Below are 20,347 nucleotides of genomic sequence, written 5' to 3'. Positions count from 1 at the left end.
GGGCAGGTCCTCAGGCCGCTTTGGCCAGCGCGCCGTGGCTGCCATGCCACTGGCGATGCAGGCGGGCCTGCAGTTGATTGGCCAGGTTGTAATAGCGCGCCAGCAGGCGCTGACCCCGGGCGGCGAAGCGGTTGTAGGCAATGACGGCGGGAATCGCGGCGAACAGGCCAATGGCCGTGGCGATCAGCGCCTCTGCAATCCCCGGCGCCACGCTGGACAGGGTTGCCTGCTGCGCCTGGGAAAGGCCCATGAAGGCCCCCATGATGCCCCACACCGTGCCCAGCAGGCCGATGTAGGGGCTTACCGAGCCGATGGTCGCCAGCAATGACAAGCCCCGCTCGAGCCGCAGCTCCTCCTCAACCAGCAGCACGCCCATGGCGCGCTCCGAGGCTTCCAGTGCCGCGACCGGGGCACTGCCGTCCAGGGGGCGCAGTTGCTGATAGGTGTTCAGGCCAGTGGACAGCAGGCGCGCTGGGCCGTCGTTGGCATTGACGCGACCCAGGGCCGCAAGGTCCTGGCTCGCCTCCAGTCCTTGCCTGGCCCTGAGCATGGCCGCCTCGGTGCGGGCCAGGGCCCAGTGGCGCAGCCCGATGAGGTACCAACTGGCCAACGAGGCCAGCAGCAGGATGGCCATGATCCCCTTCACCACCGGGCTTGCACCGATGATCAAGGTCCAGAAATCCATATGCTCAAGTGAGGCTTGCATGGGTAGCTCCTTCCCGCCGATGCGCGGGCACTAGATAAAGGCGAAAGAATGACGGTTTGATGACTCAGGCCTTCATGGCAGCCCAACGGCCCGGGCAATGTCGGTCCAAGGCACCAACTTGAAGTTCTGGGCCTGCTCGGGCATGCGCTTGCGCCCGTCCTGCACCACCAGCAGGCCGGCCTGCCAAGGCCCGCCCAGGTCGGCGCTGGTCACGTCCAGGCCATCGGTTTCGGAAGTGCCGTCAATCCCGGCGGCGGCGTTGATTCCCACCCGGAAGGCCCCGTGCAAGCGGTACGGCGGCTGTGCGTCCAGCACCAGGTAGCTGTCGTTGCCCTGGCTGGAGACCACCAGGTAGCGGCGGTCGCCCTTGACATAGAGCGCCAACCCCTCTACGTCGGCCTTCAGCATGTCGCCCACGGCAATGACTGGCTTGGGCTCGGCAGGCTCGCTCGCGCGGGCGTCCAAGGCCCAGACACCGACGTCCTCTTCGCCGATGAACAGCCGATGCTGGACGTCGTCGGCGACACAGCCTTCCGGCTGGCTGTGCAGAGCGAAACCGCGCAGCCGCTGGCCTACTACCTTGCCCTGGCTCTCCTGCAGACGGTACTGCACGAAGCGGCCATCCTTGTCATTGGCGATCGCCTGGATGCCTTGCTCGTCCTTGTAGAGGCACAGCCCGTAGATAGCCCCCAGTTCAGTCGGCACTTCCCCAGCCACTTCCAGATGACCATCGTCGGGCCGGATGGCGAAGATCAACAGGCTGTTGCGGTCGCGCTGGGTAGCCACGGCCAGGTCCACCGGCTTGCCAGCCAGGCGAAAGCCTGTGCGCAGGTCCACATTGTTCAGCCGGCCCACGTCCAGGCTCTGGCGCAGGCGGCCGTCCAGGCCGTAAACCAGCAAGCCTTGCTTTTTGTTGGTGCCCAGTACTAGGCTACGGCTGGCATCGGTGGGGTGAATCCAGAGGGCAGGATCGTCCGCCGCGTCTCCCTGCCGGGCCACAGGTTCGGTCTGCGCCGCCGCCTGCACCTCAGGAAGGGCCGACGCAGCGGCCAAGGGCTGAGGCCGCCACGCCAACTGCCCCAGGCGCACGCCAGCATGGCCGTCACCCTGTACGACCACGTCAAAGCCACTGGGCGACGGGCGAGCCGCCAGGGTTTCCGGGTGACCGCCGCCTGGAACGCTCAGGCTACCCATCGCTTGCCATCCCTTGCCGCTGGCTTGGTACAGGTGCAGTTGGCCTGTCTTGCTGTCCAGCCCCAGTAAGCCGCCGGCTGCCCAGGCCAAGCCATCGGCCGAGCCTGCGAGCCCGCCGAAGGGCTGCCGCAGGTCCACCGGGCTGCGCTCGGCGCGCGCCTCGGCTTGCGCCGGGTACAGCCACCAGCCCAGGCCGGCCTCGTTCACCGCCAGCTGTTGACTGGTGTCGTCCACTCGGCAATGACTGGCGTCCGGGGGCAACGCCAGGGTGCGTACCTGGCGCGGGTTATCCAGCAGGCGCTCCTGGCTGCCGATCAGCCACTGCTCGCCGTGACCGCCCTCGCCCACCAGAAAAACGAACAGGTTTCCAGCCGGGTCGCGGAACAGACAGGCACCGTTCAACGCCACCGCCATGGGGGGCAAGGCCAGTCCGATTTGCCAAGGACTCGCAGGCCCCGCAGCCGTAGCCAGCACCAGTGCCTGTCGCGTGCTGTCTACCGCGGCTACCAAGGTGCCGTTACCTAACGGGCGACTGTCCAAGCTGTGGAAAGCGCCCTCCAGGCGTGGGCCAGGCACGCCACCGGCGCTCAACCAGGTCAGGCCCTGGGCGCCCGCTACCAGGGTGCCTCCGCTGGCGGGCAGGTCCACGGCCTTGGCCGGTGGTACGTCCAGGGGCGCCTGGAGCGTCAGGCTCGGGTTCGTCTGGGCGAACGCCGTCTGCAGCCCGGCCAACAGGCCGAGCAGGACAAAGGAATAACGCATCGAGGGCTCTCCAGGTCAGAAATGGGTGAAGGTCAGGCCGAGCTTGTAGGTGGGCCCGTACTCTTCGTACTGGTAGTTGCGCGCGCTGCTGCCGCTGTACACGAAGTAGGGTTCGTTGGTGAGGTTCTGGGCGTCGAAGCTCAGCTGCAGGTTCTTGCTCAGCTTGTAGCGGGCACTGAAATCCACGAAAGTCTGAGCATCCACGTAGGCGTCATGGTCTTCGTCGTCGATACCGGAGAGCTCGAACAGGTAGCTGGACTTATAGTTGGCAGCCAGGCGCAGGCTGACCTTATCGTTCTCCCAGCCTACGCTCAGGTTGGCGACACGCTTGGCCTGCCCGGGCAAGTCGATGGCACGCTTGCGCATGGCCCCCGCGCTACTGTCATAGCCTTCGATCTTCGCGCGGGAGTGGGTGAAGGTGGCGTTGGCGCCCAGTAGGAGGCCGTCCCAGGGAGCGGGCAGCCAATCCAGTTTCTGCGACCAGGCCAACTCCAGCCCATAGAGCCTGGCGTGGTCGCCGTTGGCATAGGTGTGGGCCTCAGAGAAGTCCGCATAAGCACCGGTGCCGGCCAGGTCAGTGTTGTAGATGAAATCCTTGATGTCCTTATAGAAGACGAAGGCGGACAGCGTGCCGGCGCGGCCCATGAAACGCTCGATGCCCAGGTCCAGGTTGCTGGATTTGAGCGGGTTCAGGTCCGGGTTGCCGAAGCTGGCTTCGTCGTCTTCGATCACGAACCCTGGCGCCATCTGGCCAAAGGTTGGCCGCACCACGGTGTTGGTCCAGGCAGCCCGTACCTGGGTGGCGCGGTCCAGTTGATAACGCAGGTGCAGCCCTGGCAGCCAGTGGTGGTAGCTGCGCTCGCTTTCAACAGTGCTGAAGGCGCCATCGGTGTAGCCGGTGCCCTTGGCTTCGGTGCGGGTGCCCTCATAGCGCAGCCCGGCGATGATCCGCCAGTTGTCCACATCCACGGTGTTCATGAAATAGCCGGCGTCGATGTCTTCGCTGATGTCGAAGTCGTTGACCCGAGACTCCTGCTCATCGTAGTACGCCGATGAATCCAGGCCGCCGATCAATCCCTTGATAGCGCTGGCGCTGATACCACTGCCGTAGTTACCCAGGCTGTAATGCACCTTGCTGCTGCTGAAATTGCTCAGGTTCAACTGCTCGTCGGTGTAGCCGGCATCATCCAGGTCCTCGTACACCCAGGTATCCAGGTCGTTGGTCTTGTCGCGGCGGCTCACCTTGCCGCCGAACTTGAACTGCGAGGCATAACCCCGGACATCGTAGTCACGGGCCAGGTCCAGGCGCAGGTTCTTTTCGGTGTCGCGGGTGTACTGCTTCTCCCACTCGACCTTGTCCAGGCCGTAGCTGCTGGCGTCGTAGGCGCTCGCCGGCAGCAGGGCGCGGGGCTGATCGCTGTCGTAGTAGCTGGCATCGAAGGTATCGTCGGCCTCGAACACTGCGCTGGCAATATGCCCCGGGGTATTCTCGCTGGAACGACTGAAACCCGCCTGGCTGCTGACCGTCCACAGCCCCAGGGCACGCTTGCCACCAAGGACATAGGACTGGATCAGCTGGGTTTCTTCGCGGTTCTTCAGGCGTTGACTCACCTCGGCCTCGCCGGTTTCACCTTCGGCCAGGGCGTCTTCGAATTCGATGACCCGAGCGTTTCGGGTTTCGCTGTCCTTGAAGCTGCTGTAAAGGGTACGCAGGTAGTAGCTGCTCAGGTCGTCGGGCTTGTAGTCGAAGTTCAGGCCCATGCCGGCCCGCTCCCGGCTGATGTCATAGTCCCGTTGCTCGAAGGATTGTAAGGCGTTGCCGCTCCAGTCGCCGCCTGTCTCCACGTTGTCCGAGCCGAAGTCACGCTTCTGCCAGCTCAGGGCCGCGGCCACGCCGAAGTTGTCTACCCCATCGCCCAGACTGAAGCGGTCGCTGACGGCGCCAGAGAATTTGGGGCTGTTCTGGTGGCTATTGCCGTCGTGGCTCGCCTCCGAGGTACCGGTGTAGAACAACCCCTTGTGGTCGAATGCCGAGAGGCTCTGCACTTCCACGGTACCGCCAAGGGCGTTGGCGTCCATGTCCGGGGTCAGCGTCTTGGTCACCGACAGCGACTGCACCAGCTCGGCCGGCAGCACGTCCAGGGCCACGGCCCGACGATCGCTCTCCGGCGAGGGCACCAGGGTGCCGTTGATGCTTACGCTGTTCAAATCAGGGCTCAGGCCGCGCACGCTGACGAAACGACCTTCACCCTGGTCCCTCTCGACGCTCACGCCTGGCAAGCGCTGGGTCGCCTCGGCCACGTTCTGGTCCGGCAGCTGGGCCACGCCATCGGCATGCACCACGCTCTTGATGCTGTCAGAGGCTTTCTGCTCCTTGAGCGCCTTGTCGATGCGCGCCGCCTGGCCTACCACCTTCACGTGCTCCACGGGCGGTGCCACGGCCTCGTCTTCCGCCTGGGCGGCCACTGCCACCGCCATGGTGCTCAAGGTAAACCCGACCCAACGGGCGGCGCCCCATGCCTTGCTCATCCTGATGATCCCCTGCCTGCCATGCCGGGCAACGGCCCGGCGATCTGGTGGGGCACGCTAGGCAGCGATCATGACACTGGCGTGACAGCCTGGGACGGCACGCCCTGTAAACACCGGATTGCAGGCAGTGTCGAGGCCTCGGTGGGCTGATCCGACCCCTCTCTTGGGCCATGCCGCTTGACCCATTGGCCGCGGGACCGGCATCAAGGAGGCCGGGCGAGGATTCTTTGGCACATGACCTGGGCTGAATCGACCCCTGGGCTGTCACCGGCCTGTCACACCGCTCTGCTTAGGTGGCGCCATCGAAACCGGGAGATACGCCGATGCACAACGGATGGCGCTCACACCTCGCCCCCCTGCTCTTGCTCGCATTGGCGGCCAACGTCGTGCTCGTGGGAATGCTCATGTTCGGCCGGGTCAAGGGCCCGGAAGAATGGATCTGGATCGACATCCTGGGCGAGGGCGGCTCGGCGTTGTTGAACCTGGTATGGCTGGGGCTGGTGCTCAAGAGTCGGCCGGCCGGGCGTGTCACCCGCTACCTGATGCTGGGCCTTTCCCTGGTGTTTATCGCTGGCTGGGCGGATTGGTTGGACGAGTTCATTCGCCTGCCCGCCAGCGTTCCCCTGGGGCATTTCCTCGAATCGAGCTGCATGCCCGTAGGGCTGCTGCTGGTGACCTGGGGCATCTATCACTGGCATCGCGAGCAGTTGGCGATCAACGCGCGCATGGCCAAACGGGAACAGGGCGTGCGCGACCATGAAAGTTTCGATGCCTTGACGCCCCTGGCGACTGCCGACTACCTCAAGGCCCGCCTGCCACGGATGATGGCGACCGCGCGCCGTGCAGGCCAGCCGCTCAGCCTGGTCGCGCTGGACGTTTGTGACTTCCGCCAAGTGAACGATGCTTTCGGATACGCTGAAGGCGATGCCTTGCTAAGCAGCCTCAGCAACTTGCTGCTACTGAACCTGCGTCGGCAGGACTTGCTCTGCCGCCTGGCCGGGGACCGCTTCGCCGTGGTATTGCCCGGCACGGGAGAGCAACAGGCCGGACTGATGGCCGCCGAGCTGGCCGAGGCAGTCGCCAGTCTGGCCCACCGCACCACTGCGCAAGGCGAGCGCATCCGCCTGCGAGCCCGGGTCTGCGCCGTCATGGCCCGGGACGAAACCCCCGAACAGTTGCTGCAACGGGTGAGCCTTGGGCTGGCTCGCGCCGCCAACCTCGCCCGGAGCGCCTGACATGGCCGCCAGCGTTAGCTACGAACGCGACAGCGTTTTCATTCCGGCGCACGGCCAGCCGGCGTTGCTGATCGACCTGGTCTTGTCCCGGGGTATCCACAGTCACCGCCTGCTGCGCGGCACCGGACTGTTCTACGAGGACATCGCCGGTGGTCGCGCCCTGCTTGCGGCCAGCCAGTACCTTGACCTGATCGGCAATGCCCGGCGCTTGCTGGTCGCCGACGACACCAGCTTCCTGTTTGGCCATCGGCTCTGGCCCGGCCACTATGGCCCCGCCAGCGATGCGCTGCGGACCGCCGCCAATCTTGGCGAAGCCCTGGAATTGCTGGTGCATTTGCAAGTACTGCTCAGCCCGCTCGCTGCCCTCCGGGTGCGCATCGACGAGCAGCAGGCTTACCTGAGCTGGCGGGACAGCTGCGGCGCCGGCGAGCAGTGGCCCTTCCTGCTGGAGGCACTCTGCGCCGGCCTGGTGAACCTCTGCGATGGCCTTGCCGGGGAACGGCTGCCGTGGCGTTTCGACTTTCGCCATCCAACGCCCAGGCATCTGGAGCAATACTGGGTGCACCTGGGAGAACAGTGCCGCTTCGATCAACCCGTGCAGCAACTGTGCCTGCCGCTGCGCTATCTGACGCGCCCGCGTGCCGGGGTCTCGCCTCTGGCCGGCCGGGTCGCCACCGACGAAGCCCGCCGCCAGGTACAGCGCCTGGGTTTCAGCCATAGCCTGATCGACTCGCTCTATGCCGTGTTGCGCGACGCCGGGCCCAGGCCACCCAACCTGGAGGCCGCCGCCAGCAACCTGGGGATGAGCGCCACCACCTTGAAGCGCAAGCTGCAGCGCCACGGTACCGGGTTCCAGACCCTGCTGGATGAAGCGCGTCGGGACCTGGCCCTGGACCTGTATCAACTGCGCGGCTGGGACCACGAAGCGGTGGCCCACTACCTCAATCTCCAAGACCCAGCGAACTTTCGCCGGGCCTTGAAGCGCTGGACAGGAACCACACCCAGCTTGTTGCGCAGGCTGTTGCAGGGCGGCTGAGCACTTCCCGGCACTACCCTCCATGCACTGGGCGCGCCCGCCGACGGCACTTGCACTGAGTGAAGATATTCATACAGCCGACGCTAGCTTCGCTTACAGTGGCAAGCCACATCATGGAGGGCAATCCTAATGGCCAGCACCGAGACCCGCCCGCCACTGCCGCCTTTCACCCGGGAAACCGCGATACTCAAGGTGCGCCTGGCCGAAGATGGCTGGAACAGCCGCGACGCCGCCAAGGTCGCCTTGGCCTATACGCCGGATACCCAGTGGCGTAACCGCGCCGAATTCATTCAAGGTCGTGCCCAGGCCCAGGCCTTCCTTGAACGCAAATGGAACAAGGAGCTGGACTACCGCTTGATCAAGGAACTCTGGGCCTTCACGGAGCACCGCATCGCCGTGCGCTACGCCTATGAATGGCATGATGATTCCGGCCACTGGTTTCGCTCCTACGGGAACGAAAACTGGGAATTCGCCGACAGCGGCCTGATGACTCGCCGCTTCGCCTCTATCAACGACCTGCCCATCGCCGAGGCCGAACGCAAATTCCGCTGGCCCCTGGGTCGCCGGCCGGACGACCATCCCGGGTTGTCAGAGCTGGGGTTGTGATCGTAGATCGAACCCCAGGGATGCGATGACCTTAGGCCGATCCCACTCAATCGCTACCGTAGCGCGGGGACCGCGGCCCATAGAGCAACCCGGCGGGATGCCCGGCGGACAGTAGGCGGCTGCTGGTAATACCAGCGATGGGATAACCGGCATCGTCCACCGCGCTGGCGATGATCTGATTCACCGCCGCCACGATCAGCATGCCCACCAGGCCGCCGCCGTTGTTCTGGTTTTCCTGGCTGGACGCACTGGCGGCCCCCGTCCACAGGGTGGTGCCGGTCTTCAGGTCAACCAGGCGGGCGTGGGCGGTCACGATGGTCGCGCTGCTGAGCACCATGTACTTGGTACCGTAATCGCTGACGGTGATATACAGCCCTGCATCGGCGCCGTAGATCTCACGCAGCTTGGCCGACGGCAGTTGATGAATGTCCCCTGCAGCGGTCACGCCGTTCTGGCGGAAGGTCTCGTCCATCAGGGCCACCGGCACCACGTAGTAACCCGCCTCGGCCAACGGAACCGTCACCTGGGACAGCATGCTGTAGGTGGCCTTGACGTCCGGCGACTCGTTCAATGGTGGCAGCACCACGATCGAACGCGGGCGAGCCTGCTTGTAGGCCTGGTAATCGACAGTCTTCATCGGCACGCAGCCACCGGCCAGGGCCGCCAGGGCAAGCAAGGCCAGGCATTTGAGCATAGGTTTCATAGCGACGTCGCTCCTTGAGCCGAGGCCGTGGTGGCGGCTGGAGCGCTGGCGGCGGGTAGCGCATCGCCCGCGGCGCGATTGCCGCCTGCGTGTTTCAACAGAAAGTCCATATAGGTGGCCGATTCAGGAAACAACGCCTTTTCGGCCTGGAACTCTGCCGCCATCCGCGCCGGTTGGCCGAGGTCGGCGCAAAGCAGGCCCATCTGCGCGTGATAGCCAGGTGGCACCGCGCCGTTCTTGGCCTTGATCCGCTCCAGCCCCGCTTCGAGCGCCTGCAACTGCTCTTCTTTGGATTCACCCTTGAAGTAGCTGCGCACCTGGGGCTGGTAACCTTCCCATTGGTACAGGGTTTTAGGGCCGGCGCAGCCGGCCAGCCAGCCACACACCAGCGCGGTGGTCATGCATCTCAATACAGGCTTCATGCGTTCAGTCCCTTGATCAGTGTTGCGGTTTCCAGGCACCGCTGTCCACGGCGCTGACCAGCCGGTTCACGGCTTCACGCAGGGCCAGGTCCAGTACCTTGCCGTTAAGGGTCGAGTCATAGCTCGCGGTACCCCCGAAGCCGATGATCTCGCGATTGGAGAGGGCGTACTCGCCGGCGCCCTGGGTGGAATACACCACCTCGGACGTGGTGCTGTCGACGATGTTCAACGCTACCTTGGCGTAGGCCACCTGGGTTTTGGCGCGGCCGAGGATGCCGAACAACTGCTGGTCGCCCACCTCTTTGCGACCGAACTCGGTCACGTCGCCGGTCACCACATAATCGGCGCCCTTGAGGCGCTGGGCCTGGCCTTTGAACGTGGCTTCCTGCTGGATCTCACCCAGGTTGTCACGGTCCAAGACGTTGAACCGCCCCGTCTGCTGCAGGTGAGTCACTAGAATGGTCTTGGCCTGGCTGCCGAGGCGGTCCACGCCATCGGAGAAGATCCCGCGCATGTAGCTTGAACGGTTGTCGAACTTGCCGACCGCGATGGGCGAACGCGCGCCGCTGTAGGGCCGAGCAACGCTCTCGACTTGGGCTACTGGCAGGGCTCGGGAGGTTTCAGTAGCGGCGCAGCCGGCCAGGGTAGCCAAGGCGACGACCGCCAGCACAGGCGAGACGGCCTGGATAAACATGGATTTCACGAACAGCTCCTTGTCAGTCTTCCATTGCGCCCGCTGACAGGCGCGCTTGGGAGCTGCAGTATAAGGATGCTATTCAATTGCCACTAGTGGCCTTCTGAAATTTATCCATATTTATACAGTACTGCAAAGGCTCTACCACGGGCCTTGGCAGACGCCTATCCGAGTGAGAACCCGCCTGCATGTATCGGTAATAGCCACTATCAAAGCCCGTGATTTCTGCACCGGCGCCGAGGGCCTTAGCCTGAACGCATTCCAGAACTGAAATGCGCCGAGAGGCCGGAGGGACCCATGAAAACCTTGCTGATGATGACGTCGTTGCTGATCACTGCCGCCCTGGCAGGCTGCGCCACCAATGGACCTGAAACCCGGCCGTACTCGCCCGAAGAGCGCTTCCAGCTTTCCATGGAGGCCCTCAACCGCCAGGGGCTTTCCTACGACCAGTACGTCCAGGCCCGGGCCAGGCTTATCCGCGGCCAGGACGCCAACGCCGCGGGCATTGCCCAAGGCCTGCGCCCCGCTTCGCCTGGTCGTGAGAGCTGAACCCTGACCACCTAGGGATGAACGCCCTGCTCTCTCACCCCTACCACTGTCGCCGAAGGCTCCGCCGCTAGAGGCTCGATCTTGCCTACGATGAACAGGTAGCTGAACGCACCGAGCAGGGCGAAGGCCCCTGCCGTCATCAGGGGCGCGGTGAACGAGCCATTGCCCAATACCAGCATGAACCCCGTAAAGGTGGTGATGAAGATCCCCGCCGTGTTCGAGGCGAAGTTCTGGATACCGCCGATGGAAGCGACGTGGGACGGAGTGGGCGCAACGTCGGCCGGCAGGCACCAGATGCTGGCGCCGGCGAACGCCAGGCTCGCGTAGGCCAAGCTGAAGAAGCCCAGCATGGCATAGGTGTTTTCCGTGAACACCGACAGGGAAATGCTCGATGACATCAGCATTCCACCCACGATGCAGGTTTTGCGCGCGGCGGTGAGGCTCCATCCTCGGCGGTAGAGCGCGTCTGAGGTCAGCCCGCCTATCCAGCCGCCAACGATGGAGGCGATCGCCGGTAGGGTGCCGAGGGTACCCAGGGACTTGAGCGAGAAGCCACGCTCCTGAACCAGATAGGTAGGGAACCAGGTAATGAAGAAATAGATGACGAAATTCAGGCAGAAGAACCCCAGCATCATGCCCCACAGGGTGCGATGGCGGAACAGCGATGCCCAACGTACCTTGGGCTGCGCCGCCAGGCTGGCTGCCTTGGCCGCCATGGCGGCGTCGTTGCGCTGTATCGCGGCCACGGCAGTGGGCTCACGGTAGATCAGGAACCAACCCACCACCCAGACAAATCCCACCGCGCCGGTGACGATGAAGGACGCACGCCAGCCCCACAGCTCGATGATCAGCGCGACCAGCGGAATGGAAAGCGCCGAGCCCACCCGCGAGCCGCTATCGAAGATGCTGGTGGCAAAGCCACGCTCCTTGACGTCGAACCACTGGCTGACGATCTTCGCGCAGGAGGGGTAAGCCCCCGCCTCGCCCACACCCAGCAGCAGGCGGCAGCCGAACATGGCCGCCAGGCCGCTGGCCGCCGCGGTCGCTGCGGTGAACAACGACCACCAGGCCACGGCCAAGGGCAGTGCGATCCTGGCTCCGACCTTGTCCACGAACCAGCCGAAAGGCATTTGCATCAAGGCGTAGGTCCAGAAGAAGCCGCTGAGCAACAGGCCCATCTGCCCGGCGTTCAGGCCCAGTTCTTTCTGGATGTAGGGAGCGGCCACCGCAAGGTTGGCCCTGTCTATGTAATTGATCGCAACGGCGAGAAAGCACAGGAATATCACACACCAGCGCCCTTTCTGCATGGCGAGTCCTCCGTAATTATTTTTATGAGTAAGACTGCATTCGTGCTTCGAGCATAAGGCCAGCCGCCCTAATTGGCCTGACCAAATCATCGACAGAGGCTGATACTAGCCCTCGAATCAGCAAATAGGAAAGAAATCCAAGTCATTTCGTCGCCTGAACAGAACTCGCAGTCTGCGATCGTGCATTTTGGCCTGACCAATCTATACTGATGGCACCCTTGGCAGCCCACAGCCGAGCGACACAACAAAAAAGGACATGCCGACATGAAGATGACGTTCCGCTGGTACGGCGATACCGACCTGGTAACCCTCTCGTACATCCGCCAGATACCGGGCATCACCGGGGTCGTGAGCGCGATCTATGACATTCCGGTGGGCGAAGTCTGGCCGATGAAACGCATCCAGGCCTTGAAAGACAAGGTCAACGCGCATGGCCTGGCCCTGGACGTGATCGAAAGCGTGCCGGTGCATGAAGACATCAAGCGGGGCCTGCCAGGCCGGGATCTCCTGATCGAGAATTATGGGAAAACCCTGCGCAACCTGGCGGCCTGCGGTATCAAGGTGGTGTGCTACAACTTCATGCCGGTGTTCGACTGGACCCGTTCCACCCTGGAAAAACGACTGCCGGATGGCTCCACCACCCTAGCCTTCGAGACCGCCGTGATCGAGCAGGCGAGCCTGGAAAATGGCCTTACCCTTCCAGGCTGGGATGTGAGCTACGAACCGGCCGCGCTCAAGGCGCTTCTGGCCGAATACGCCGAGGTGGATGAAGATACCCTGCGCCAGCGCCTGGCCTATTTCCTGGAGCGGGTGATCCCGGTGGCGAGCGAAGCGGGTATCAAGATGGCGCTTCACCCGGATGACCCGCCCTATTCCATCTTTGGCTTGCCGCGCGTGGTCAAGAACCGAGAGGACCTGGCCCGGATCCTGGCCATGGTGGATGACCCGGCCAACGGCCTGACCCTGTGCTCCGGTTCGCTTGGGGCGGACCTGGGCAATGACGTTCCCGCCCTGGTGCGAGAGTTCGGCGGCCAGGGGCGAATCCACTTCGCTCACTTGCGCAACGTGAAGGTCAACGAAGCCGGTGATTTCTTCGAAACCGCGCATCGCTCCGAGGACGGCTCGCTGGACATGGCCGAGATCGTGAAGGCTTACGTGGAAACCGGCTTCGAAGGGTATTACCGCCCGGACCATGGGCGGATGATCTGGGGCGAAACCGGTAGGCCGGGCTATGGCCTGTACGACCGGGCGTTGGGCGCTGTGTACCTGAACGGACTCTGGGAAGGTATACGCAAGACGCTGGCGGCCTGAGACCAGCAGCCCTCTACGCGCTGGCGGCCTGGGTGTCCGCCACCTTGGCCTCGGCGTCCACCCCCTTGAGCCAGCGCGCTTCGGAACAGCGCAGGTGCTGACGCATTGCCGTCTGCGCGCCTATCAGGTCACGGGCTTCCACCGCCTGCAGGATGGCTTCGTGCTCCGCTACCGCGATAGCCCAGGTATCCCGGTTTTCGGAGTGCTCGCTGATATGGGCCGAGAGGGGGCTGTACCTTTCTTCGAACAACGAGGTCACGATGCGCGCCAAGGTGGAGTTGCCGCTCATCTTCGCCAGTCGCTCGTGGAACCGGCGGTCATCGTCCAGAGCCGGTATACCCTTGCGCGCGCCCTCACGCATTTTGTCGATGCAGGTTTGCAGGTAGCGATAGTCCGCCTTGGTGCCATTGAGGCACGCCAGCATCACACACTCGCCCTCGATCAACGCCCGCGCCTGCATCAGTTCGGAGGGGCTTTCGCCCAATGTCCTGGTGCGCTCCTTGACTCCCAGCACGTGCTCGCACACATAGATACCCGAGCCCATGCGAATCTCGACGCTGCCTTCGATCTCCAGGGCGATCAAGGCTTCGCGCAGCGAGGGCCGGGACACGCCCAGCATTTGTGCCAGGTCCCGCTCCGGAGCCAAGCGGGTGCCGGGGGCAATGCCATGCTTGCGGATATGCTCACGCAGCCGGTCGGCGGTGATCTGGTAGAGGCGGCGTTCGGCGGGTGGGGTTGGCGTGGGCATCGATCAGCATCCGTGTGGCTGCGCCGGAGCATACCATAGCCCTTCTGATCGCTCCGCAGGCCGCCATGGCCCGGCCCCAACCGAATCGACCCTCCCTAGACGGCCACTGGCACAAGTCGTTCACCTCGCGCGTCATGCCTCAATGCCGCTGAGCCCAAGCGCTGCCATCAGCCGCGGCTGCGAAAGATCGAGTGACAACCTTTGGCTCATCTTCACCAGGGGCAGGAAACGGCGGCACTTCTTCTGTTCGTGATTCTGGGCGATGTCGGCGATGCGGTGGCGCAGGTAAGGGTTGAGGAAGCGTTCACGTACGGATGCCAGGTAGTCCATCGCCTCGGCCAGGCATCCTTGGGCAGCGAACACCGGCAGCACTTCCTCTTCCCAAAGGCTTTCCAAGTCCTGGCGCAGCGCTGGGTCCTGCATGGCCTGATGCACGGTTTCGTCCGCCGCGCGCCCGTCCACATGCCAGCGTTCAGCCAGCCAGCTGTGCCCAAGGTTGAGCATGAACAGCTTGAAGTGTTCGTAACGGTCGAGGCGGTCGGTCACGATCATTGACGGATGCTTGCAAGGCAATAGCAACCCTTCTTGCCGCTCGATCGCCCAGAGGGCATAGGGCTCCGCCACGGCGCCGACGGGCTCGATGGCCTGGGAGACGATGCGGTCTACCAGGGAGTTGGCCCAGCGACAACCTTCGTGAAGGTAGGTGATGAACGATGGTGCCAAGGCCCAGCCCCGGGCAAGGCTCAGCACAAGCTCGCGCAGCACCTCGCCATTGCGTGGCACCAGCTCGCAGGGAAACAGGGAAAGCATGGCGCTGGGGTTCGCTTGCCAGCGGTCGTGCAGCAGCACCAGCAGCTTGGCCGGGAAACTCGCGGGCGCAGGGGCGCCAGGGGCAAGCGCGGCCGAGGTGTCCAGATCGCTCAGGGCATAACCGGCATCCCCGGTGTTGGACAGCACCACCTGAGTGTCTCGAACGAATAGCGCCCTGATCAACGGCCAGTCTGCCGCGGTTCGCAACGCGCCGGCGATGGACGTCGACCAGCGCAGCTCGTCGATGACTCGGCCCTGCTCGATGCCCTGGATGCGCACCGGATAGGCCTCGCCACTCGCCAGGGCCTTGACCCGCTCGGCGCTGCCGGGATTGTCGGTAGTCTGTACCACCGTGACCCGCCCCAGCGCCTGCCCACGGACCAAGGCTTCGGAAATGAACAGGTCAGCGTGGGCCTGCAAGAAGCGGCTGGTGCCGAACTGGAGAATGGGGGTTCCGGTCGCCGCGAGGGTTGTTGCGCTCATGCTCACCCCTCAGCATTCGACGATGGCTTTGACCACGCCCTGGGCAGGGTCCAGCAGCGTGGTGAAGCGGCTGGGCACTTCGCTCAGGGCCATGCGATGGGTATTGAGCGCGGCGTCTGGAATCAAGCCTTCGCGCAAGCAGCGCTCCACATAACGAAAGTCTTCCACAGTGGCGTTGCGGCTGCCCAGCAGCGTGGCCTCACGCTTGTGGAATTCCGGATCGGAGAAACTGATACTGCCACGAACGATGGACACCAACACGTATTTGCCGCCGTGGGCGATGAATTCGAAGCCACGCTCCATGGCGCTGGCATTGCCGGTGGCGTCGAAGACCAGGTCGAAGAACTCGCCCTCGGTGATCCGCTCCAGCTGTGCCTTGTCGTCGCCACCGATCAGCACGGCACTGTCCACCTGCAGGTGCTGGGTACAGAAGCGCAGTCGATCTTCACGGGTATCCAGCACAGTGACCTTCGCCCCGCGCAGCCGCGAGAAGATCGCCACCGCCATGCCGATGGGGCCGGTGCCCACCACCAGGGCGCGCTGCCCGGCCTGGATGTCCGAGCGGCGCACCGCGTGCGCGCCGATGGCGAGAAATTCGATCATCGCGGCCTGGTCCAGGGTAACCCCCTCGGCCTTGAGCACGAAGGCGTGGGGCAGGCTCAGGTATTCGGTGAAGGCGCCGTCGCGGTGCACGCCCAGCACCTGGATGCGCACGCAGCAGTTGGTCTTGCCTTGGCGGCAGGCGATGCAATCCCCACAGGAGAGGTATGGCATCACGTAGACGATGTCGCCCGGCTCCAGCCCGCTGCCCTCCTCGCTTTGCTCGACGATGCCGGAGAACTCGTGGCCCATCACCCGGGGGTAGTCGAGAAAGGGTTGGTTGCCATTGTAGATATGCAGGTCGGTACCGCACACGCCGACACGCTTGATCCGCACCAGGGTTTCCCCTGGGGCCCGCTCGGGCCGAGGCCGGTCTTGGGCGAGCAGGCTACCGGGTTTCTCGCAGACAACGGTGAGCATGGCGTTCCTCCGGGCCAGGTACGCTGGTACGCGTCGGGCGTTACCCCACTCGCAACCGGTGCTGGCGCTTTGTTGTTGTAAGAGATCGCGCGCAGACGGCAGTCGCGCGCTTGGCCGAAAAGCTACACAGCCACCCGCTTATTGGCAAGACCAATTTTACATTTACCGAATTGGCCTGACCAGGCATCGGCACGGCCAGGCTTCGGGGCGAAGCGCGGTTACAGCGTGCCCCGGCTGAAGATGCGGATCACCTCGTCCAGGTGCGCCGCCATGGCCTCGCGCGCGCCCTTTGCGTCCCGACGGAGCAAGGCTTCGAGTACCTGCCGGTGTTCGTGCTCGGAGCGCAAGGGCATGTCCTGGCTGGTGTAGTGGGCTTGCAGCCGCTGGAACATGCTGCCGTAGCGATGCCCCAATAGGTGCTGGATCATCAGCGCGTAGGCCGGATTGCCGCAGGCTTGCGCGATACGGATATGGAACAGCCGATCGCCGGGATGGGTATGCGAGCCCTCCTGATTGTCCCGTCTGTTGCGCTCGAACGCCTCGCCGATACCAAGCAGCTCTTGCTCGCTGGCATTGGCCGCCGCCAGGGCCGCGGCCTCGGGCTCGACCAGGCGTCGGGCCTGGAGCAGCGAAAAAGGAGGAATCTCGGCATTGAAGTCCACTTCGATACCGAGTTCCGGGTCCAGGTCGCTCCATTGGTCCCGGGTGGCCTGGGTCATCACCGGTTCGTCGGACAGACGCTGCACAGGCGGCTCGCACACCAGCACGCCATTGCCCACCCGAACCTCCACCAGCCCGATCACTTCCAGCGCGATCATTGCCTCGCGCACCGAGGCCCGGCTGACGCCAAGCAGCTTGGCCAGTTCTCGCTCCGCCGGCAGGCGGCTACCCGGCGGGTATTCACCGCTGTTGATCAATGCTCGCAGCTGGTCGGCGATCTGGCGGTAAAGCCTTGGGTTTTCAATTGCTTGGATAGGCATCTAGCGTCGACTCGGCTGAATTCTGCATTTGGGCTAACGCGATTACCTTGTGGCGCGAACAACCTGATGCTACACATAAGGTCCAATGGCCTGACCATTGGATCGGTTAGCGGTGCCCGGATCATAGCAAATCGACCGAGCCCCCTGTTTGCCGTGCTCTGCCAGGTCATTGATTTTCGGGCATCGCTGATAAGAACAAGGAATCGCAAATGGACCTCAACGGTAAGCGCGTGCTCATTACCGCAGCAGCCCAAGGCATCGGGCGCGCCAGCGTAGCGGCGTTTCTCGAAGCCGGTGCCGACGTCATCGCCGTCGATATCAACGGTGACGCGCTGGCGGCCCTCGAAGGGGCACGCACCTATGTGCTGGATGTAACCGACCACGCGGCGATCCAGCGCCTGGCCACGGAGATCGGCCCCCTCGACGTGCTGTTCAACTGCGCCGGTGTCGTGCACAGCGGAACCGTGCTGGAGTGTTCCGACAAGGACTGGCACTTCGCCTTCGAGCTGAACGTCACCGCCATGTACAAGATGATCCAGGCCTTTTTGCCTGGCATGCTGGCCAATGGCGGCGGCTCGATCATCAACATGTCCTCGGTGGCGTCGGCTATCAAGGGCGTGCCCAACCGCTTCGCCTATTGCGCGAGCAAGGCCGCGGTCATCGGTATCACTCGCTCGGTGGCCGCGGACTTCGTGGGCCAGAACATCCGCTGCAACTGCATATGTCCCGGGACGGTGGAATCGCCTTCCCTGCGCCAGCGCGTAGCGGAGCAGGCAGCCCGTGAGCAGCGCAGCGAAGCGGAGGTTTACGCTGCCTTCGAGGCACGCCAGCCCATGGGTCGCCTCGGCACCCCGGAAGAAATCGCCCGCCTGGCGGTGTACCTGGGTTCCCCCCACAGTGGCTTTACCACGGGCACTGCACAAGTGATCGACGGTGGCTGGAGCAACTGACGCCTCGAGCGGGCGCAACGGCGCTGCATGGCGCCCGAGTGCCGCCCCCCCTTACTTCGACCAAGGAGCAAACATGAAACTGCTGCGTTACGGTGAACCCGGCCACGAGCGCCCCGCCCTGCTGGACCCCGCCGGAGGCATCCGCGACCTCTCCGAGTTCATCGACGATGTGTCCGGGCGCTTTCTGAGCGCGGACAGCCTCGCCAGGCTCAAGGCCCTGGACCCTGCCAGCCTGCCGCTGGTGACAGGCAACCCACGGCTGGGCCCCTGCGTGGGCCAGGTGGGCAAATTCATCTGCATCGGCCTGAACTACGCGGACCACGCGGCCGAGACCGGTGCTCAGATTCCTGCCGAGCCCATCATCTTCAACAAGTGGACCAGCGCCATCGTAGGCCCTAACGACAATGTGGAAATCCCGCGCAATTCTCGGAAAACCGACTGGGAAGTGGAACTGGGGGTGATCATCGGCACGGGCGGGCGTTATATCGAGGAAGCTGACGCACTGGACCACGTAGCCGGCTACTGCGTGATCAACGATGTGTCCGAGCGCGAATTTCAGATCGAGCGCGGTGGCACCTGGGACAAAGGCAAGGGCTGCGATACCTTCGGCCCCATGGGCCCATGGCTGGTCACCCGCGACGAGGTGCCTGACCCGCATCAGCTCGACCTATGGCTGGAAGTCGATGGCAAGCGCTACCAGAACGGCAATACCCGCACCATGATCTTCCAGATTCCCAAGCTGGTGAGCTACCTGAGCCAGTTCATGAGCTTGCAGCCGGGCGACGTCATTTCCACCGGCACCCCGCCCGGGGTCGGCCTGGGCTGCAAGCCCGAGCCTGTATTCCTGCGCGCCGGACAGCGCATGCGCCTGGGCATCGAGGGCCTGGGCGAGCAGGAGCAACTGACGGTCGATGCCTGACCCGCAACGGCCCGCCGCGCCAGCGGCCGGCCGGTTCGTTCCGATCACAAGACCGACAAGATCAACGGGAACCGCCATGACCACCATTACCGCCCTGCGCGTCGAAGACATTCGCTTCCCTACCTCGCAGTCGCTCGACGGCTCTGATGCCATGAACCCGGACCCCGACTATTCGGCGGCCTATGTCATCCTGGAAACCGACCAGCCTGGCCTGCAGGGCCATGGCCTGACCTTCACCATCGGCCGCGGCAATGAAATCTGCTGCGCGGCCATCAAGGCTTTGGCCGGCGTCATGGTGGGCCTGAAGCTCGAGTGGATCGCCGAGGACATGGGCCGCTTCTGGCGTCATGTCACCAGCGATAGCCAATTGCGCTGGATCGGCCCCGACAAGGGGGCCATTCACTTGGCCACGGGCGCGGTGGTCAATGCCACCTGGGATTTGTGGGCCAAGTCCGAAGGCAAGCCCGTGTGGAAACTGGTGGCCGACATGACGCCCGAGGCGCTGGTGCGTTGCATCGATTTCCGCTACATCACCGACTGCATCACCCCCGCGCAAGCGCTGACCTTGCTCAGCGAACGGGCCAAGGGCAAGGCCGAGCGCCTGGCGGCCCTCGAAGCCGAAGGCTATCCCTGCTACACCACCTCGGCCGGGTGGCTCGGCTACCCGGACGACAAACTGCGTCGCCTGTGCCAGGACGCGGTAGACGCCGGCTTCTCCCACATCAAGCTCAAGGTGGGCCGCGACCTGCAGGACGATATCCGCCGGGTGCGTATCGCCCGGGAGGTATTGGGCCCCGACCGACAGCTGATGATCGACGCGAACCAGGTATGGGACGTGGACGCCGCCATCGACTGGGTCAGGGAGTTGTCATTCGCCCACCCCTGGTTCATCGAAGAGCCCACCAGCCCCGATGACGTCGAAGGGCACAGGCGCATCCGCCAGGGCATTGCTCCGGTCAAGGTGGCTACCGGCGAGATGTGCCAGAACCGCATCCTGTTCAAGCAGTTCATCATGCGCGAAGCCATCGACGTGGTGCAGATCGACGCCTGCCGCCTGGGGGGTGTCAACGAGGTATTGGCAGTGATGCTCATGGCCGCCAAGCATGGCTTGCCCGTATGCCCACACGCCGGCGGCGTCGGGCTGTGCGAGTACGTGCAGCACCTGTCGATGATCGACTACCTGTGCATCGCTGGCACTCACGAAGGCCGGGTGGTGGAGTATGTGGACCACCTTCACGAGCATTTCGAAGAGCCCTGCGTGATCAAGGGGGCTGCCTATATGCCGCCGAGGGCGCCGGGCTTTTCCATCCAGATGAAAGACCTGTCCAGACAGCGGTTCGCGTTCCGGGGCTGACCCAGAGCGCGCCAATGCCCACTCACCGA

The 20,347-nt window shown here is 64.1% G+C and carries 18 protein-coding genes and 1 pseudogene; 8 read left to right on the top strand and 11 right to left on the bottom strand.

Going from position 1 to position 20,347, the window contains the following annotated elements:
* Positions 1-10: 10 nt before the first annotated feature.
* The 3 genes from ACP691_RS19730 to ACP691_RS19720 form a co-directional block, all read right to left on the bottom strand.
* Positions 11-706 carry a MotA/TolQ/ExbB proton channel family protein gene (locus tag ACP691_RS19730; RefSeq protein ID WP_426153443.1) on the bottom strand — a complete coding sequence of 232 codons (696 nt, stop codon included), beginning with the start codon at positions 704-706 and terminating at the stop codon, positions 11-13.
* Positions 707-778: 72 nt separating this feature from the next.
* The gene (locus ACP691_RS19725) at positions 779-2,662 is read right to left on the bottom strand and encodes a phytase (RefSeq protein ID WP_426153441.1); all 1,884 of its coding nucleotides are present in this window, start codon (positions 2,660-2,662) and stop codon (positions 779-781) included.
* A gap of 15 nt (positions 2,663-2,677) precedes the next feature.
* Positions 2,678-5,191, bottom strand: coding sequence for a TonB-dependent receptor (locus ACP691_RS19720; RefSeq protein WP_426153439.1), 2,514 nt, complete (start codon positions 5,189-5,191; stop codon positions 2,678-2,680).
* Positions 5,192-5,514: 323 nt separating this feature from the next.
* Here ACP691_RS19720 and ACP691_RS19715 point away from each other — a divergent pair, with 323 nt between their 5' ends.
* The 3 genes from ACP691_RS19715 (at position 5,515) to ACP691_RS19705 (ending at position 8,068) form a co-directional block, all read left to right on the top strand.
* Positions 5,515-6,426 carry a GGDEF domain-containing protein gene (locus ACP691_RS19715; RefSeq protein WP_426153437.1) on the top strand — a complete coding sequence of 304 codons (912 nt, stop codon included), beginning with the start codon at positions 5,515-5,517 and terminating at the stop codon, positions 6,424-6,426.
* Between the two features lies 1 nt (position 6,427).
* The gene (locus ACP691_RS19710) at positions 6,428-7,462 is read left to right on the top strand and encodes an AraC family transcriptional regulator ligand-binding domain-containing protein (RefSeq protein WP_426153435.1); all 1,035 of its coding nucleotides are present in this window, start codon (positions 6,428-6,430) and stop codon (positions 7,460-7,462) included.
* Between the two features lie 129 nt (positions 7,463-7,591).
* Entirely contained in the window at positions 7,592-8,068 is a 477-nt protein-coding gene (locus tag ACP691_RS19705; protein WP_426153433.1) for a DUF1348 family protein, read from the top strand.
* Between the two features lie 46 nt (positions 8,069-8,114).
* Here the strand turns inward: ACP691_RS19705 and ACP691_RS19700 are convergent, their stop codons facing one another.
* From ACP691_RS19700 to ACP691_RS19690, 3 genes and pseudogenes are all read right to left on the bottom strand, one after another.
* Positions 8,115-8,771, bottom strand: coding sequence for a DUF799 domain-containing protein (locus ACP691_RS19700; protein WP_426153431.1), 657 nt, complete (start codon positions 8,769-8,771; stop codon positions 8,115-8,117).
* 80 nt (positions 8,772-8,851) lie between these two features.
* Positions 8,852-9,193, bottom strand: a pseudogene (locus ACP691_RS19695) (DUF4810 domain-containing protein); the annotation flags it as partial.
* A gap of 16 nt (positions 9,194-9,209) precedes the next feature.
* Positions 9,210-9,887, bottom strand: coding sequence for a CsgG/HfaB family protein (locus ACP691_RS19690; RefSeq protein ID WP_426153564.1), 678 nt, complete (start codon positions 9,885-9,887; stop codon positions 9,210-9,212).
* Positions 9,888-10,184: 297 nt separating this feature from the next.
* Here ACP691_RS19690 and ACP691_RS19685 point away from each other — a divergent pair, with 297 nt between their 5' ends.
* Positions 10,185-10,436 (top strand): hypothetical protein, encoded by a 252-nt coding sequence (locus tag ACP691_RS19685; RefSeq protein ID WP_426153429.1) that lies wholly within the window; start codon positions 10,185-10,187, stop codon positions 10,434-10,436.
* Positions 10,437-10,447: 11 nt separating this feature from the next.
* On the opposite strand, the gene ACP691_RS19680 is transcribed toward ACP691_RS19685, so the two are convergent.
* Positions 10,448-11,743, bottom strand: a complete 1,296-nt coding sequence (locus ACP691_RS19680; protein ID WP_426153427.1) for an MFS transporter — start codon at positions 11,741-11,743, stop codon at positions 10,448-10,450.
* A gap of 264 nt (positions 11,744-12,007) precedes the next feature.
* On the opposite strand from ACP691_RS19680, the gene uxuA reads away from it, so the two are divergent.
* Complete coding sequence (gene uxuA, locus ACP691_RS19675) at positions 12,008-13,054, top strand: mannonate dehydratase (protein WP_426153425.1); 1,047 nt, start codon at positions 12,008-12,010, stop codon at positions 13,052-13,054.
* A gap of 13 nt (positions 13,055-13,067) precedes the next feature.
* Here uxuA and ACP691_RS19670 read toward each other — a convergent pair whose 3' ends face one another.
* The 4 genes from ACP691_RS19670 to ACP691_RS19655 all read right to left on the bottom strand — a co-directional run bounded on the left by ACP691_RS19670 (position 13,068) and on the right by ACP691_RS19655 (position 17,095).
* Positions 13,068-13,802 (bottom strand): FadR/GntR family transcriptional regulator, encoded by a 735-nt coding sequence (locus ACP691_RS19670; protein ID WP_426153423.1) that lies wholly within the window; start codon positions 13,800-13,802, stop codon positions 13,068-13,070.
* Between the two features lie 132 nt (positions 13,803-13,934).
* Positions 13,935-15,095, bottom strand: coding sequence for a mannitol dehydrogenase family protein (locus tag ACP691_RS19665; RefSeq protein WP_426153421.1), 1,161 nt, complete (start codon positions 15,093-15,095; stop codon positions 13,935-13,937).
* Between the two features lie 9 nt (positions 15,096-15,104).
* The gene (locus tag ACP691_RS19660; protein ID WP_426153419.1) at positions 15,105-16,115 is read right to left on the bottom strand and encodes a zinc-binding alcohol dehydrogenase family protein; all 1,011 of its coding nucleotides are present in this window, start codon (positions 16,113-16,115) and stop codon (positions 15,105-15,107) included.
* 218 nt (positions 16,116-16,333) lie between these two features.
* Positions 16,334-17,095, bottom strand: a complete 762-nt coding sequence (locus tag ACP691_RS19655) for a FadR/GntR family transcriptional regulator (RefSeq protein WP_426153417.1) — start codon at positions 17,093-17,095, stop codon at positions 16,334-16,336.
* Between the two features lie 209 nt (positions 17,096-17,304).
* Between ACP691_RS19655 and ACP691_RS19650 the strand changes: the two genes are divergently transcribed.
* From ACP691_RS19650 to ACP691_RS19640, 3 genes are all read left to right on the top strand, one after another.
* Entirely contained in the window at positions 17,305-18,045 is a 741-nt protein-coding gene (locus tag ACP691_RS19650) for an SDR family oxidoreductase (protein ID WP_426153415.1), read from the top strand.
* Positions 18,046-18,118: 73 nt separating this feature from the next.
* Entirely contained in the window at positions 18,119-18,964 is an 846-nt protein-coding gene (locus tag ACP691_RS19645; RefSeq protein ID WP_426153413.1) for an ureidoglycolate lyase, read from the top strand.
* 76 nt (positions 18,965-19,040) lie between these two features.
* Positions 19,041-20,318, top strand: coding sequence for an L-fuconate dehydratase (locus ACP691_RS19640; protein WP_426153411.1), 1,278 nt, complete (start codon positions 19,041-19,043; stop codon positions 20,316-20,318).
* Positions 20,319-20,347 lie beyond the last annotated feature (29 nt).

Source organism: Pseudomonas sp. DC3200b2, assembly GCF_049895785.1.
Classification (GTDB): domain Bacteria; phylum Pseudomonadota; class Gammaproteobacteria; order Pseudomonadales; family Pseudomonadaceae; genus Aquipseudomonas; species Aquipseudomonas massiliensis.
Note: the sequence above shows the minus strand (reverse complement) of the source record. Positions and strands in the feature narration are given on the sequence as shown.

Excerpts from the sequence above, each read along its gene's own strand:
- ACP691_RS19655 (WP_426153417.1), bottom strand. The coding sequence starts at position 17,095 with ATGCCTATCCAAGCAATTGAAAACCCAAGGCTTTACCGCCAGATCGCC.
- ACP691_RS19685 (WP_426153429.1), top strand. The coding sequence starts at position 10,185 with ATGAAAACCTTGCTGATGATGACGTCGTTGCTGATCACTGCCGCCCTG.
- ACP691_RS19680 (WP_426153427.1), bottom strand. The coding sequence starts at position 11,743 with ATGCAGAAAGGGCGCTGGTGTGTGATATTCCTGTGCTTTCTCGCCGTT.
- ACP691_RS19730 (WP_426153443.1), bottom strand. The coding sequence starts at position 706 with ATGCAAGCCTCACTTGAGCATATGGATTTCTGGACCTTGATCATCGGT.
- ACP691_RS19660 (WP_426153419.1), bottom strand. The coding sequence starts at position 16,115 with ATGCTCACCGTTGTCTGCGAGAAACCCGGTAGCCTGCTCGCCCAAGAC.
- uxuA (WP_426153425.1), top strand. The coding sequence starts at position 12,008 with ATGAAGATGACGTTCCGCTGGTACGGCGATACCGACCTGGTAACCCTC.
- ACP691_RS19690 (WP_426153564.1), bottom strand. The coding sequence starts at position 9,887 with ATGTTTATCCAGGCCGTCTCGCCTGTGCTGGCGGTCGTCGCCTTGGCT.
- ACP691_RS19710 (WP_426153435.1), top strand. The coding sequence starts at position 6,428 with ATGGCCGCCAGCGTTAGCTACGAACGCGACAGCGTTTTCATTCCGGCG.
- ACP691_RS19650 (WP_426153415.1), top strand. The coding sequence starts at position 17,305 with ATGGACCTCAACGGTAAGCGCGTGCTCATTACCGCAGCAGCCCAAGGC.
- ACP691_RS19640 (WP_426153411.1), top strand. The coding sequence starts at position 19,041 with ATGACCACCATTACCGCCCTGCGCGTCGAAGACATTCGCTTCCCTACC.
- ACP691_RS19720 (WP_426153439.1), bottom strand. The coding sequence starts at position 5,191 with ATGAGCAAGGCATGGGGCGCCGCCCGTTGGGTCGGGTTTACCTTGAGC.
- ACP691_RS19705 (WP_426153433.1), top strand. The coding sequence starts at position 7,592 with ATGGCCAGCACCGAGACCCGCCCGCCACTGCCGCCTTTCACCCGGGAA.
- ACP691_RS19715 (WP_426153437.1), top strand. The coding sequence starts at position 5,515 with ATGCACAACGGATGGCGCTCACACCTCGCCCCCCTGCTCTTGCTCGCA.
- ACP691_RS19725 (WP_426153441.1), bottom strand. The coding sequence starts at position 2,662 with ATGCGTTATTCCTTTGTCCTGCTCGGCCTGTTGGCCGGGCTGCAGACG.
- ACP691_RS19645 (WP_426153413.1), top strand. The coding sequence starts at position 18,119 with ATGAAACTGCTGCGTTACGGTGAACCCGGCCACGAGCGCCCCGCCCTG.
- ACP691_RS19670 (WP_426153423.1), bottom strand. The coding sequence starts at position 13,802 with ATGCCCACGCCAACCCCACCCGCCGAACGCCGCCTCTACCAGATCACC.
- ACP691_RS19665 (WP_426153421.1), bottom strand. The coding sequence starts at position 15,095 with ATGAGCGCAACAACCCTCGCGGCGACCGGAACCCCCATTCTCCAGTTC.
- ACP691_RS19700 (WP_426153431.1), bottom strand. The coding sequence starts at position 8,771 with ATGAAACCTATGCTCAAATGCCTGGCCTTGCTTGCCCTGGCGGCCCTG.